Origin of the sequence: Nonomuraea sp. B1E8, from assembly GCF_039871515.1 — a bacterium.
GTDB lineage: Bacteria > Actinomycetota > Actinomycetes > Streptosporangiales > Streptosporangiaceae > Nonomuraea.
In genome coordinates this window covers 377,363-390,588 of sequence record NZ_JBDPLS010000001.1, presented here as the reverse complement: position 1 = coordinate 390,588, position 13,226 = coordinate 377,363, and the positions used below count along the sequence as shown (strand labels likewise).

Here is a 13,226-nt window from a genome sequence, read left to right as displayed (position 1 = left end):
CTTGGGCGCCCTTCACCGACCCAGCCTCGTGGCGGCCGCGACCGTGCTCCTGACCTGCCTGCCGGCGGGGCTCGACGGCCCGCTCGCCGGGGTGCGGGTGACGGCCGCCGACATCGCCTCCGTCGCGCTGGCGGCCGTCGCGCTCGCCCTCCTGGTCGCGAGCCCGCGCGCGGCCGAACTGCCCGCCCGCGCGCTGGTGCTCGCACCCGTCGCGGGCGCGGCCGCCATCGCGGTGCTGGCCTCGCCCGACATGCTGGCGAGCGTGCCGGGCTACCTCAGGTACGTCCAGGTGTTCGTGATCGTCCCGCTGGCCGTCATGGTGACGGTGCGCGACCGTGCCGACAGCCTGATCGTGGGCGGTGCCGTCGTCGGCGCGGCGGCCGTGCAGGGCGTGGTCGGATGCGTCCAGGCGTTCACCGGCACCGGGGCGTCGTACGCCGGAGAGCGGGTGCGGGCCGTCGGCACGTTCGGCGCGCTCGACGTCATGGGCATGGCGAGCGTGGTCAGCTTCGGCGCGATCATCCTGCTGGGCGTGGGGCTCGCCGTACGCGGCCGGCGGCGCGCCGCCGCGCTCGGGGGCGCCGCCCTGCTCTGCGTGCCCCTCGCCCTGTCGCTCAGCAGGGGCGCCTGGCTCGCCCTGCTGTGCGCGGTGCTGGTCATGCTCTTCATGCGCAGCCGGGTGCTCGCCGCCCGGGTGCTCCTCGCCGGCGCCGCCGCCGGGATCGTGCTGGTCGCCGGCCTCGGCACGGGATCGGACGTGCTGGGACGGCGGGTCGCCTCGATGGCCTCCGCCGTGACCCAGCCCGACCAGTCGCTGAGCGACCGGTACACCCTGTGGCGCACCGCCGCCGACATGTGGCTCGACCACCCGCTGACCGGGGTCGGACCGCGCCGGTTCGCGGAGCTGCGCGACACGTACGCGCCCATCGAGCTGTCGTCCGGCAGCGACACCGACGACCCGGTGCACGGATTCCAGCGGCAGCCGCTGCTGTCCCCGCACAACATGTACCTGCTGACCCTCAGCGAACAGGGCCTGCTCGGGCTGGCCGCCCTGGGCCTCTGCCTGGGGGCCATGGCGTGGTGGGCGGTCCGAGGGGGCGCGGTGATCGCGGCCGGGCTGCTGACCTGGCAGCTGGCCGACTTCGTCTACGGTGACATCGGCGGCCCTCCGACGCTGGTCATGTCGGTCGTCCTGGGGCTGGTCCTCGCGCGCGTCACCCGGCGCGCGGGCCCGCCGCCGGTGACCGGCGCCCTGGCCGGGCCCCGGTCAGGGCTGGGCGGGGCACGATGACGACGGCCACCTCGCCGGCGGTCAAGGCCGTCAGCGTCACCGCGTTGCTCATCGGGCTCGGCTCGCTGCTCGGCTTCGTCCGCGACCTGCTGCTGGGCACGACGTTCGGGGCCGACGCCGGCACCGACGCGTTCCTCGTCGCCTGGACGATCCCGGAGACCGCGGCGCCCCTGCTCATCGAGGGCGCGATGGCCTTCGTGCTGGTCCCGCTGTTCAGCCGGGCGGTGGAGGCGGGCGACGACCCGCGGGTCCTGGTGTCGTCGACGTTGCCGTACCTGTGTCTCGCGCTCGCGGCGCTGAGCGCGGTGGCCGCCGCGGGCGCGCCGTGGCTGGTCGGCCTGCTCGCCCCCGGCATCCCGAGGGCCGACCTCGCGGCCGACTGCATGCGGGTCGCCTCGGTCACGATCCTGACGTTCGGGCTGGCCGGGTACCTCAGCGCGGCGCTCCGCTCGCACCAGACGTTCGCGCCGCCGGCCGCCATCTACGTCGCCTACAACCTGGGGATCATCGTCTGCCTGTGGTCGCTGCGCGACCAGGGCGCGTACGGCGCCGCGGTGGGCGTGGCCGTGGGCGGCGCGGGCATGGTGCTCGTCCAGGCCCCGGCGTTCGTCCGGCGCTTCGGCCCGCCCCGCCGCCCCACGCGCGGGGTGCCGCTGCCCCTGGCCGCGTTCCTGCCCATCGCGATCTTCACGCTCGCGCGCCAGAGCCAGGTCTTCATCGAGAGGTTCGTCGGTTCCTCGTTGCCCGAGGGGTCGATCTCGCACCTCAACTACGCGCAGAAGATCGCGCAGGTGCCGATGGTCCTGTCCCTGATCGTGGCGACGGTGACCTTCCCCGACCTGGCCCGCGCCGTCGCCGCCGGTGACGGCGCGCGGGCGCGCAGGAGGCTGGTCGGAGACCTGGTCGCCGCCTCGGCGATCGTGCTGCCCGCCACGGCGGCGCTGCTGGTCTGCGCTCCCGACGTCGTGGCCGTCCTGCTGCAGTACGGCGCGTTCACCGAGGCGGACACCGCCGCCACCGCGCGGATCATGCAGGTGTACACGCTGGGGCTGCTCGGCCAGGCGGTGGTCGGGGTCGTGTGCCGCACGTACTTCTGCGGGCCCCGCGCCTCCTGGTACCCGGCGCTCGCGATGGCCGCGGGGCTGGCCGCGACGGCGGTGCTGGCCCGGCCGGAGTGGGGGGTCATGGGGCTGGCCGCGGCCAACGCGGCCGGGATCACGCTGACCGGCGTGGTGCTGCTGGCCGGGCTGCGCAGGCGCGTCGTCGCCCTGCCGCTGCGCGACGCCGCCACGCCCATCGGCGTGCTGCTCCTGGCCGCCGCGGCCGGCGCGGGAGCGGGCTGGGCCACGCGGCCGCTGCTGGCGGGCCTGCCGCAGCCGGTGGCCCTGGGCCTGACCGGCGCCGCGATCGCCGCCGCCTTCTGCGCCGTCGCGGCCCTCGCGGGGGCCACGACCACGCTCACCGAAATCACCCGCTCGATCAGGACGCGAGGCCGCGGATGACCACCATGCCGTACGTGCTCATGTACCACTCCGTCGAGAAATATGACAGCGATCCCTTCCAGATCACCGTCTCACCCGACCGCTTCGACCGGCAGCTGCGCTGGCTGGCCCGGTGCGGCCTGACCGGCGTCTCCATGCGCGAGCTGCTGCGCGCCCACGCGGAGGGCAAGGCCGGGCGCCTGGTCGGGCTCACGTTCGACGACGGGTACGCCGACTTCCTCGGCGAGGTCGTCCCCGCGCTGCTCGAACGCGGGTTCACCGCCACGGTCTTCGTGGTGTCCGACCTGGTCGGCGAGCACAACGCGTGGGACGCCACGGGGCCGCGCAAGCCCCTCATGGACGCCGACGGCGTGCGCCGGGCCGCGCGGCAGGGCATGGAGGTCGGCTCGCACTCGGCGGGGCACCGTTCGCTGACCGGCCTGAGCGAGGCCGAGCTCTGGCACGAGGTGACGGCCGGCAAGGCGGCGCTGGAGAACCTGCTCGGCGAGCCGGTGAGCGGATACTGCTACCCGTACGGGCACGCCGGCGCGCGCGAGGTGGACGCCGTCCGCAGGGCCGGCTACGGCTACGGCTGCGCGATCTGGAAGTCCGAGCTCAGCGGCCGCTACGCGCTGCCGCGCACCTACGTCGGCGAGCGGGACGGCGCGCTGCGGCTGCGCGCCAAGCGGGTGCGTCACCAGGTCCGGTGGGGCTGGTGAAGGTCCTGCATGTCATCACCGGTCTGGCGGCGGGCGGCGCGGAGCAGCAGCTGCGCTTCCTGCTGCCGCATCTGCGGGCCCGGTGCGACGTCGCGGTGCTCACCGGCGCCGGCGTGGTCGCGGACGCGATCGCGCGCACCGGCGTGCGCGTCCACCAGGTCGGGATGCGCGGGAACCGGGACCTGCGGGCCGTCGGGCGGCTGGCCCGGCTCATGCGCAGGCACCGCTACGAAGTGGTGCACACCCACCTCTACCGCGCCTGCGTGTACGGCAGGCTGGCCGCGCGGCTGGCGAACGTCCCCGCGATCGTGGCGACCGAGCACTCGATCGGCCGCGAGCACATCGAGGGGCGTCGCCTCACCCGCTCCGTCAGGGCGCTGTACCTCGCCAGCGAGCTGCTCGGGCACCTGACCGTGGCCGTCTCGCCGACCGTGGCCGACCGGCTGGCCGGCTGGGGCGTGCCGCGCTCGCGCATCGTGGTGATCCCCAACGGCGTGGACGGCGGGGCGTTCGGCTTCGACGCGGCGCTGCGCCGGCGCACCCGCCGGCGGCTGGGGGTGCCCGCGCACGCCTTCGTGATCGGCGGGGTCGGCCGGCTGGAGCCGGGCAAACGTTTCGACGCGCTGATCGAGGCGCTGCCCGCGCTCGAATCCGCCGTTCTGCTCCTGGTCGGCTCGGGTTCGTGCGAGCCGCGCCTGCGGGAGCTGGCCGGCGCGGTGGGCGCCGGACACCGGGTGATCTTCGCCGGCGAGTCGACGGACGTGCGGGCGATGTTGTCGGCGATGGACGTGCTGGCCGCGCCGTCGGCGGAGGAGACGTTCGGGCTCGCGGTCGTCGAGGCGCTCGCCGCGGGCCTCCCGGTCCTGTACGACACCTGCCCGGCCATCGACGACCTGCCGCCGGGTTCGGCGCCCGGGGCCAGGCGCGTCCCTCCGGACCGGCTCGCCGCCGAACTGGCCGCGCTCGCCGCCTGCCCGCCGGGGAGGCTGCCCCCTCCCGACGCCGTCCGCCTCTACGACATCCGCCGCCAGGCCGACCGGCTGGAGTCGCTCTATCTGCGCCTGCTGGGCGCCGCACCCACGGAGGATCAACGATGACATGGACCCGGGCCCGCATCATGGGCGTGCTCGCGCGATGGTGGCTGCCGCTGTCCCTGGCGCTGGGGGCGTCGGGCGGGGCCGCGTACGCCGTGGCCAGGGACGCCGTCTACACCGCGGACGCCTACGTCGTGGTGGTGGCGGGCGGCGACCCGGCGCAGGCGATCGACTTCGCCTCCGCCTACGCCCGGATCTCCGGCCACCCCGGCCTGCTCACCGGCGACGAGACCGAATGGGGCAGCCTGAGCGTGGCGGCCTCGCCGGACGCCCCGCTGGTGCGTCTCACGTCCGTGGCGCCCACCGGGTGGGAGGCCGCGGACCGCGTCAACCGGGCGGCCACCGCGCTGATCACGTACGCCAACGGGCACGCCACCGACACCCGCGTGCGGCTGGCGCCCTTCGCCAGCGCGTCCATCCCGACCCGCCCCTCGGCCCCTGTGCCGCTGGCCAGCGTGGCCGTCGGCGCTTTCGGGACGGCCCTGGTCGCGGGCCTGGTCCGCCTGGCCGCGCCGCAGGCGCTGCGGCAGGCGCGGCGCGAGCCGGCGCCGGTGCTGAGCGGGGCGGAGGCGTGAGCGCCGCGACGCCCGGCGCGTCCACCTCGAACGGCTCGCCTGCCCTCTCGCCCGCGCACACTCCGCGGCTCACGCTGCGGGTCGTGCCGCGCAACGCGCTCTCGGGGCTGGCGGAGGACTGGGCCGACCTGTACGCGCGCAGCTCGGCCGCCACGCCGTTCCAGTCGTACAGCTGGCTCTGCTCCTGGTGGCGGGCCTACGGAACTCCGGGGCGGTTGCGGGTGTTCCTGGCGTACCGGGGCGGGCGGCTGGTGGTGGCGGCGCCCCTCAGGCTGGAGTACCGGCTGGGCTGCCGGGTGCTGACGCCCGTCGGCGGCGGGCAGTCCGACTTCACGGACATCATGGTGGACGACGCCGAGGGCGACGCGGGCCTGCGCGAGTTGCGCGCCGGGCTGCTCGCCCAGCCGGGCTGGGACGTGATCGACCTGCCCGAGGCCCGGCCGGGCGCGGCCGTCCTGCGGCTGGCCGGGCTCTGGGGCGCCCGGGCCTGGACCCTGCCCGCGTCCACCTGCCTGCAGCTGCCGGGGCGGCCGATCGAGCAGGTGGCGGCCGCGCTCAACGGCCGGCGGGCGCGCCGGCTGCGGACGGCGTTGCGCAAGCTCGACGCGATGGACCTGTCGGTGGACGTGGTCGAGCCGGACCGGGTCGAGCAGTCGGTGACCGAGCTGCTGCGGCTGCACACCCTGCAGTGGGAGAGCCGGGGAATCAACGTGCAGCACACGCAGCCGCGGTTCATGGACCATCTGACGCGGGCCACGCGGTCGCTGGTGGTGGAGGAGCGCGCGGTGCTGAAGGAGTTCAGGGTGCGGGGGCGGCTGCGGGCCTGCGATCTGACCGTGGTCGGCAAGGACTTCGTGGGCGGCTACCTGTACGGCGCCGATCCGGAGCTGCGCGCCGAGGCCGACGTCCTCACGATGTTGCTGCGCGACAACCTGGAGACGACCCACCGGCTCGGCAGGCCGGTGCTGAGCCTGCTGCGCGGCGACGAGCCGCACAAGGCGAAGTTCGGCTGCGAGGCGGTCGTCAACCAGCGGGTGATGCTCGGCCGCGGCGTCCGGTCCGCCGCCTACGCCGCGAGCGCCGGTGCCCGCGCGGCGGGCCGGGAACTGCTGAAGCGGCGCTGCCCGCGGCTCGCGGAGAGGTTCGCGGCATGGCGGTGACGCCGCGCGTCCTGCACGTCACGCAGCCGGTGGACGGCGGGGTCGGCGCCTACGTGGCGACGGCCGCCGCCGATCAGGCGCGGCGGGGCTGGCGGGTCGCGGTCGCCTGCCCGCCGGCCGGCCGGTTCGCCGGCGAGCTGGCCGGTCTGGGCGTGCCCTGCCTGGCCTGGGAGGCGACCCGCGCGCCGGGGCTCGCCGACGCGGGGCAGGCGGCCCGGCTGGCGCGGATCGTCAGGGAGTTCGGCCCCGACGTGGTGCACCTGCACTCGTCCAAGGCCGGGCTGGCGGGCAGGGCCGCGCTGCGGGGACGGGTGCCCACGCTCTTCCAGCCGCACGGCTGGTCGTGGCTGGCGGCCCGCGGCGCGCTCGCCGCAGCGGCGCTGGGCTGGGAACGGCTGGCCGCGCGCTGGGCCGACCTGGTGATCTGCGTCGGTACGGGCGAAGCGGAGCTGGCCAGGCGGCACGGCGTGCCGGCCGAGCTCGTGGTGGTGCGCAACGGCGTGGACCTGCGCCGGTTCCGGCCCGCCGGCCCGGAGGAGCGCGCGGCGGCCCGCGCGGCCCACGGCATCCCGGAAGGGACGCCGCTGGCGGTCTGCGTCGGCAGGGTCGCCCGGCAGAAGGGCCAGGACCTGCTGCTGTCGGCGTGGGAGCGGGTGGCCGCGCGCGACGGCGCGGCCCGGCTGGTCGTCGTCGGCGACGGCCCGCTGCTGCCCACGCTGCGGGCGCGGGCCGTGCCGCGCGTTCACTTCGCCGGCGACGCGGCCGACGCCAGGCCCTGGTACGTCGCGGCCGACGTGGTGGTCCTGCCCTCCCGCTGGGAGGGGCTGCCGCTCACGGCGCTGGAGGCGCTGGCCACGGGACGTTCGCTCATCGCCTACGGCGTGCCGGGGATCTCCGAGCTGGTGTCCGGCGGAGTCGGAGCGGTCGTCGCGCCCGGCGACGTGAGGGCGTTGGCCGAGGCACTGCTGCTCCGGCTCGGGAGCCCCGCGCTCGCCGCCGCGGAGGGGTCGGCCGCCGTCGAGCTGGCGGGCGGGTTCGACGTGGGCCGGTCGATGGACGCGCTCGCCTCGTGCACGCTCGGGCTGCTCGGGGTCGGCACGGGGAACGGGCGCCGGTGCAGCCGCTCGCGGAAGACCTCCGCCGAGCGCGGGTTCGACGAGCACTGCCAGATGCCGTGAGGACAGTAATCGGAGATCGAGTGATAGAGCACGTTGTGACTGTCGATCCAGTCGAGCATCCGGCGGACGTAGTCGGGCCGGTCGCCGTTGCGGAACAACCCCCACTCGGGGAACGAGAGGGGCTTGCCGTGCCGGGCGGCGAAGTCGGCGTGCGCCTGCAGCCCGTACGGCTGGTTGACGTAGTCGGAGAAGTCCTCGCCCGGCCCCTGGTCGTAGCTGTCCATGCCGATGATGTCGACCACGTCGTCACCCGGGTAACACTCCGTCCAGGGGATCGCGTCGAGCCCGCGGCTGGGCGCGAAGTCGAAGCGGAACCGCTGGCCGGGCGCCGCGCGCATGGCCGCCACGATGCGCCGCCAGTACTGCTTCCACGCCTCCGGGTTCGGCGCGCAGCGGCTGGAGTAGGTCGTGCCGTTCATCTCCCAGCCGAGCACGATGATCGTGTCGCCGGCGCCGGCGGAGACCAGTTTCCTGCCGAGCTCCCCGAAACGGTGGTCGTGGTCGCCTCGGGCGCCCTCGTCCAGCCGCTGCGCCACTTCCGCGTCCGGCATCCCCGACTCGTTCGGAGCGATCATCGGCACGTTCAGCGCCAGGACCCGGTCCGGCCTGGCGGCTCGCCAGCGGGTCCAGGGGCCGAGGACGAACTCGGCCCCCTCGATCGACTGCCAGGTCTCGCCGGGCAGGTAGGTGCGTCCCACCGTCACGCTGCTGTGCAACCAGGACTCGAAGCGTTCCAGGTGCAGGGGGCCGCGCGAGTCGGAGCCCAGGAAGACTCCCAGCGCCGCGCCGTGACCTCGCCGGTCTTCCGGCGGGTCGTCGCCCCAAGCGCCCAGGCCCAGCCACACCGCCGCCGCGATCGTGACGATCGCCAGCGAACAGCGCAGATAGCCCTTTCTCATCACCATCGCATATCCCCCGTCGAAGTTTTCCCTCATTCCCTACACCCCGAATAACGGCCGATCGGATATTCAACCTGCCATTTGCCGGATCAATAGCTTTTCGTAAGGAGGAGGACGTAAATCATGCTCGATTGCACCGTCCCGGCGCTCGTGCTGCGACTGGACTCCAATGTCTTTCATCATGGGACGCTCGGCGCCATTCGCTCGCTCGGCAGGGCCGGAGTGGAGGTGCACGGGCTCGTCGAGGGCACGCACGCGCCGACGTACCGCTCGCGGTATCTGGCGCGGATGCACACGTGGTCGCGCGGCGGGGACACCGTCCAGGCGCTCACGCGGGCCGCCGACCGCATCGGACGCCCGGCCGTGCTCCTGACGCTGGACGACGCGGGGGCCATCGCCGTCGCCGAGCACGCGGCCGACCTGCGTCCCTTCTACCTCATGCCCGACCAGATGCCCGGCCTGCCGCGCACGCTGGCGGACAAGCGCCTGCTGAACCAGCTCTGCTCCACGCTCGGCGTCGTCCAGCCGGAGACCCGCCTGATCACCGGCGCCGGCGACGCGGCGGCGGCCGTCGCCGACTTCGGGCTGCCGCTGGTCGCCAAGTGGGCCCAGCCGTGGCTCCTGCCCGCGGGCATCGGGCTGCGCAGGACCGGGCTGGTGCGCCGGACCCAGCAGGTGGAACAGCTGCTCCGGCACGTGGAGGGGCGCGAGCTGCTGTTCCAGCGCTTCGTGCCCGGAGGGCCGGGTTCGGACTGGTTCTTCCACGGCTATTTCGACGAGAACTCGCGCTGCCTGTACGGCGGCGCGGGACGGAAGGAGCGCGCCTACCCGAGAGGCGCCGGGCTCACCACCTGGGGGCGGTGGCTGCCCAACCCGGTCGTGGAGGGCACGGCACGCGAGCTGGCCGTGACGCTGGGATACCGCGGGGTCGTCGACATCGACTTCCGCCACGACGCGGCGGCGGACACCTACCACCTGCTGGACTTCAATCCCCGGCTCGGCGCCCAGTTCCGCCTGTTCACCGACCGCGAAGGACTCGACCTCGTGCGCGCCGCCCACCTGCACCTCTCCGGCCGGTGGACGACGCGGGGGCGGGCCGGTCACGGACGGACGTACGTGGTGGAGAACTACGACCTCTTCACGGCGGGCCCGAAAAGCCTGCGCGCCCTGTACGCGGCCGATGAATATGCCTGGTTGTCGGCCGACGACCTCCGGCCTTTCGTGGGAATGGCCGGGCAGACGATAAAGCGTGGTTTCGCCCGGCTCGCCGGGTCACGGAAATGACAGTGGAGGAAATTTGCGTACGCCAGTGATTGACGTGGCGATCGTGGGCGCGGGCCCGTACGGGCTTTCCGTGGCGGCTCACGCGCTGTGCGCGGGACTCGACGTCCGGATATTCGGAAAACCGATGCGGGCGTGGGAATTCCACATGCCCCGCGGAATGCTGCTGAAGTCGGAGGCCGCCGCGTCCCATCTCGGCGACCCGGAGCGGCGCTACGGCCTCGACGCGTACCACCGCTACGCGTACGGCGAGCCGGTGCCCGTGGAGCGGTTCGTCGCGTACGGCAAGTGGTTCCGCGCGCGGACGGTGGGCCAGGCCCTGGACGAGTCGGAGGTGACGGCCGTCGGCTCGGAGGGCAGCCTGTTCGCGCTCTCGCTGTCGTCGGGGGCGTCCGTGCTGGCCAGGGCCGCGGTGCTGGCCGTGGGGCATCTGCCGTTCGCCTACCGGCCCGGCGCGCTGGCCGGGCTGCCGCCCGAGGCCGCCACGCACGCCTGCGACCACCACGATCTGGGCGCGTTCGCGGGCCGCGACGTGACCGTGCTGGGGGCGGGGCAGTCGGCGCTGGAGATCGCGACGCTGCTGGCGGAGGCGGGGGCCGGCGTCCGGATCGTGGCCAGGGCGGACAGGCTGGCCTGGAACGACGTCCCCGAGGAGCGGCGCTCGCTGCTCGCCCGCGTACGGGCGCCGCGGTCCAGTCTCGGCGGCGGCTGGCCCTCCGTGGCCTGGTCGCGGCTGCCGGGCACGATCAGGTATCTGCCGGCCGCGACCCGCGACCACATCGTGCGCAACACGCTCGGACCCGCCGGCTCCTGGTGGCTGCGGGACCGCTTCGACGGCGCCGTCAAGGTGATCCTGGGCACGCGGCTGACCGGCGCCGAGTACGGCGACGGCGTCCGGCTGCACCTGAGGGACCTGTCGGGAGCGGCCACCACGCTCGACACCGAGCACGTGATCGCGGCCACCGGCTACCGCGTGGACGTCGAGAGAATCGCGATGCTCCGGGGGGACCTGCGGCGCGCGGTGGCGTCGTCGGGCCCCGCGCCCCGGCTCAGCGCCACCTTCGAGACGCCCGTCGCGGGGCTCCGCCTGGTCGGGCTGGCGGCGGCGGCCACGTTCGGGCCTTCCATGCGGTTCGTGTGCGGGTGCGACTTCGCCGCCCGCCGCGTGACCAGGGGTCTCGTGAGCCATCTGCGCAGAGCGCGTCGTACGGCGAAATTGCCGATGTCTTGACCGTGTCCCCCCGCTCGCTGATCAGGCAGGACGGTACATCTGGGATCACCAGCTTGGGGGGAGCACTTATGGCTTTTCGCGTGATGGTGGCCTGCACGGCCACGGCGTTCGTCGGCGTCTCGGGGGTCGCTCCCGTCGCGCGTGCCGACAGCGCGCCATCGTCGTTCACCAACTCGGCCATGGTGGCCTCGGGCCGCACGCCGTCCGGTGTGACGGTGACGGTGCGGAAGGAGATGATCGGGACGGCGCGGGTGACGTCGGCCGAGCCGTCGTCCGCCAACCCCGCGGCGCCCGACGACGAATACCTGATCCCGGCCAACACCAAGACGTCCGCGGGTTTCGTCGACCTCTACGAGGACTTCGAGGCCGAGGACGGCGAGTGGAGCGACGTCGCCCTGCTGACGTTCACCTTCTCCAGGCCCGTACGCGACCCGCGGCTGCACGTGTTCGGCACGGGCGGCTCCTCGGGCGAGTCCAGGAAGCGCCGGGACGACTACTGGCCCGCCGTCGAGCTGGTCGGCGGCGTACCCGCCAGGCCCGCCCTCTCCTTGGCGGCCGGGTTTCCCGGGTACCGGGTCACGAGCGGCGCGATCATCCCGGAAAGGGTCTATTCCGCCCGTTCGACGACCTGCGGGGTGGTCTACACCTGCGGGACGGCCAAGGTGAACGGCACGGTCAGCGCGTTCACGATCAAATTGAAGGCGCATGACGTGCGCCACGGTCGTGGCGGGTCCATGCCGCAGTTGTGGGCCGCGTTCAAGCTGTCACTGGCCGAGGACGTCTCCGACGCGCCTGCCTCGTACGGTGTGGCCTCGCACGCGATCACCGACTCCCATCTGGGGTGGTCCGTGGGCGACGACCACACCGAGGCGGTGAGCATGACCCCGCGCGCCCTGCCCCTGGACACGGGCGACGACGCCATGGAGGCCGGGGAGGAGCGGAGCACGCTCAGCGGCCGGAGGTGCAGGATCTCGGTGCCCGTGACCGCCGGATCGCCGTCGAGGGTCGCCGGCTGGATCGACTTCGACCGTGACGGCCGCTTCGACGCCGACGAGCGGGCCGGCACGCTGGTCGGCGAGGGCGCCGCGGACGCCGAGCTGACCTGGCTCCTTCCCGAAACGCTGCCCGCCGGCCCCGTCTGGATGCGGCTGCGCATGGTCGCCAGGGCGGAGTCCGTGGACTCGCCGACGGGATGGGCCGACAGCGGCGAGGTCGAGGACCACCAGATCGAGTTCGTCGAGTGAGCCGCGCCGGCCGCATCCGGTTGGTCGAGTGAGCCGCGTGCCAGCCGCCGACAATTAGGCAAGATGTCACCCATGTCACAACTTGCACGCGTAACGTGTCACGCATCCCTTACCTCCCATGTCAAGGAGATGCGATGTTGCGTCGAACCCTCGGCGTCCTGGTCGCGGCAGGAACCATGCTGCTGGCGGCCGCTCCCGCTCAGGCGGCCGGCCGGCCGGAGCCGCTGCCACGCGCCCACGCGCACAACGACTACGAGCACGAGCGGCCGCTCCTTGACGCGCTCGACCACGGGTTCACCAGCGTCGAGGCCGACATCTACCTGGTGGACGGCGAGCTGCGGGTCGGGCACGACCCCGAGGACCTGCGGCCCGGCCGCACGCTGCAGTCGCTCTACCTCGACCCGCTGATCCGCCGGGTGCGCCACGGCAGCGTCTTCCCCGGCACCCGGCAGCGGCTCCAACTGCTCGTGGACATCAAGAACAACGGCGAGGCCACGTACACCGAGCTCGACCGGGTGCTCAAGGCGTACAAGAGGATGCTCACCACCTACCACAAGGGCAAGGTGCGGCCCGGCGCGGTGACCGTGGTCGTCAGCGGCGAACGGCCGCGCGAGCTCATGGCCGGCCAGGAGCGGCGCTACGCCTTCTACGACGGGCGCATGGGCGACCTGGGGCAGGGCGACCCGGGCCTGATCCCGCTGATCAGCGACAACTGGACCAACCACTTCAGCTGGCTGGGCGAGGGCGAGATGCCGGCCGCCGAACGGGACAAACTGCGCGAGATCGTGGCGACCGCGCACCGAGACGGGCAGCGGGTGCGGTTCTGGGCCACCCCCGACACGGCCGGCCCCGCGCGGGACGCGCTCTGGCGCGAGCTGGTCGCGGCCGACGTGGACCACATCAACACCGACGACCTGGCGGGACTCCGGGACTTCCTGCGCGAACACGACCGCCGGCGCGCCGCGGCATAGCCCCCACGCTCATGACCGCCCGGCGACGGCCTGACCGGCCTCGCGCGGGCGTGCATGACGGCCTGGTACGGCCTGATCGGCTCCGCCGGGTGGTTGGCAGGC

General features: G+C 74.0%; 11 protein-coding genes and 1 pseudogene. 11 read left to right on the top strand and 1 reads right to left on the bottom strand.

The features are described from left to right. Nucleotide 1 precedes the first annotated feature (1 nt). The 7 genes from ABGA98_RS01770 to ABGA98_RS01740 are packed head-to-tail and all read left to right on the top strand — an operon-like array spanning nucleotide 2 to nucleotide 7,498. Nucleotides 2-1,291: an O-antigen ligase family protein gene (locus tag ABGA98_RS01770; protein WP_347616389.1), complete on the top strand. Its 1,290-nt coding sequence runs from the start codon at nucleotides 2-4 to the stop codon at nucleotides 1,289-1,291. After that, complete coding sequence (locus ABGA98_RS01765; RefSeq protein ID WP_347616388.1) at nucleotides 1,288-2,793, top strand: lipid II flippase MurJ; 1,506 nt, start codon at nucleotides 1,288-1,290, stop codon at nucleotides 2,791-2,793. Before ABGA98_RS01770 ends, ABGA98_RS01765 begins: the two co-directional genes overlap by 4 nt. Further along, nucleotides 2,790-3,491, top strand: a complete 702-nt coding sequence (locus ABGA98_RS01760; RefSeq protein WP_347616387.1) for a polysaccharide deacetylase family protein — start codon at nucleotides 2,790-2,792, stop codon at nucleotides 3,489-3,491. The genes ABGA98_RS01765 and ABGA98_RS01760 overlap by 4 nt, the downstream gene beginning before the upstream one ends. Continuing rightward, a complete protein-coding gene (locus tag ABGA98_RS01755; RefSeq protein WP_347616386.1) occupies nucleotides 3,488-4,588 on the top strand; it encodes a glycosyltransferase in 1,101 nt (366 codons plus the stop codon). The genes ABGA98_RS01760 and ABGA98_RS01755 overlap by 4 nt, the downstream gene beginning before the upstream one ends. After that, nucleotides 4,585-5,160: a hypothetical protein gene (locus ABGA98_RS01750; RefSeq protein ID WP_347616385.1), complete on the top strand. Its 576-nt coding sequence runs from the start codon at nucleotides 4,585-4,587 to the stop codon at nucleotides 5,158-5,160. The genes ABGA98_RS01755 and ABGA98_RS01750 overlap by 4 nt, the downstream gene beginning before the upstream one ends. Next, nucleotides 5,157-6,320, top strand: coding sequence for a GNAT family N-acetyltransferase (locus ABGA98_RS01745; protein ID WP_347616384.1), 1,164 nt, complete (start codon nucleotides 5,157-5,159; stop codon nucleotides 6,318-6,320). The genes ABGA98_RS01750 and ABGA98_RS01745 overlap by 4 nt, the downstream gene beginning before the upstream one ends. After that, nucleotides 6,311-7,498, top strand: coding sequence for a glycosyltransferase (locus tag ABGA98_RS01740; RefSeq protein ID WP_347616383.1), 1,188 nt, complete (start codon nucleotides 6,311-6,313; stop codon nucleotides 7,496-7,498). The genes ABGA98_RS01745 and ABGA98_RS01740 overlap by 10 nt, the downstream gene beginning before the upstream one ends. A 218-nt stretch (nucleotides 7,499-7,716) precedes the next feature. Here the strand turns inward: ABGA98_RS01740 and ABGA98_RS01735 are convergent. Continuing rightward, nucleotides 7,717-7,917, bottom strand: a pseudogene (locus tag ABGA98_RS01735) (glycosyl hydrolase); the annotation flags it as partial. Between the two features lie 603 nt (nucleotides 7,918-8,520). Between ABGA98_RS01735 and ABGA98_RS01730 the strand changes: the two are divergent. The 4 genes from ABGA98_RS01730 (at nucleotide 8,521) to ABGA98_RS01715 (ending at nucleotide 13,124) form a co-directional block, all read left to right on the top strand. Then, a complete protein-coding gene (locus ABGA98_RS01730; protein ID WP_347616382.1) occupies nucleotides 8,521-9,681 on the top strand; it encodes an ATP-grasp domain-containing protein in 1,161 nt (386 codons plus the stop codon). Then, entirely contained in the window at nucleotides 9,647-10,909 is a 1,263-nt protein-coding gene (locus ABGA98_RS01725; protein WP_347616381.1) for an FAD-dependent oxidoreductase, read from the top strand. Before ABGA98_RS01730 ends, ABGA98_RS01725 begins: the two co-directional genes overlap by 35 nt. A 68-nt stretch (nucleotides 10,910-10,977) precedes the next feature. Continuing rightward, nucleotides 10,978-12,153, top strand: a complete 1,176-nt coding sequence (locus ABGA98_RS01720) for a GEVED domain-containing protein (protein WP_347616380.1) — start codon at nucleotides 10,978-10,980, stop codon at nucleotides 12,151-12,153. 134 nt (nucleotides 12,154-12,287) lie between these two features. Continuing rightward, the gene (locus ABGA98_RS01715) at nucleotides 12,288-13,124 is read left to right on the top strand and encodes a phosphatidylinositol-specific phospholipase C/glycerophosphodiester phosphodiesterase family protein (protein WP_347616379.1); all 837 of its coding nucleotides are present in this window, start codon (nucleotides 12,288-12,290) and stop codon (nucleotides 13,122-13,124) included. Nucleotides 13,125-13,226: the final 102 nt, after the last annotated feature.

Excerpts from the sequence above, each read along its gene's own strand:
- ABGA98_RS01765 (WP_347616388.1), top strand. The coding sequence starts at position 1,288 with ATGACGACGGCCACCTCGCCGGCGGTCAAGGCCGTCAGCGTCACCGCG.
- ABGA98_RS01760 (WP_347616387.1), top strand. The coding sequence starts at position 2,790 with ATGACCACCATGCCGTACGTGCTCATGTACCACTCCGTCGAGAAATAT.
- ABGA98_RS01750 (WP_347616385.1), top strand. The coding sequence starts at position 4,585 with ATGACATGGACCCGGGCCCGCATCATGGGCGTGCTCGCGCGATGGTGG.
- ABGA98_RS01740 (WP_347616383.1), top strand. The coding sequence starts at position 6,311 with ATGGCGGTGACGCCGCGCGTCCTGCACGTCACGCAGCCGGTGGACGGC.
- ABGA98_RS01730 (WP_347616382.1), top strand. The coding sequence starts at position 8,521 with ATGCTCGATTGCACCGTCCCGGCGCTCGTGCTGCGACTGGACTCCAAT.
- ABGA98_RS01720 (WP_347616380.1), top strand. The coding sequence starts at position 10,978 with ATGGCTTTTCGCGTGATGGTGGCCTGCACGGCCACGGCGTTCGTCGGC.
- ABGA98_RS01715 (WP_347616379.1), top strand. The coding sequence starts at position 12,288 with ATGTTGCGTCGAACCCTCGGCGTCCTGGTCGCGGCAGGAACCATGCTG.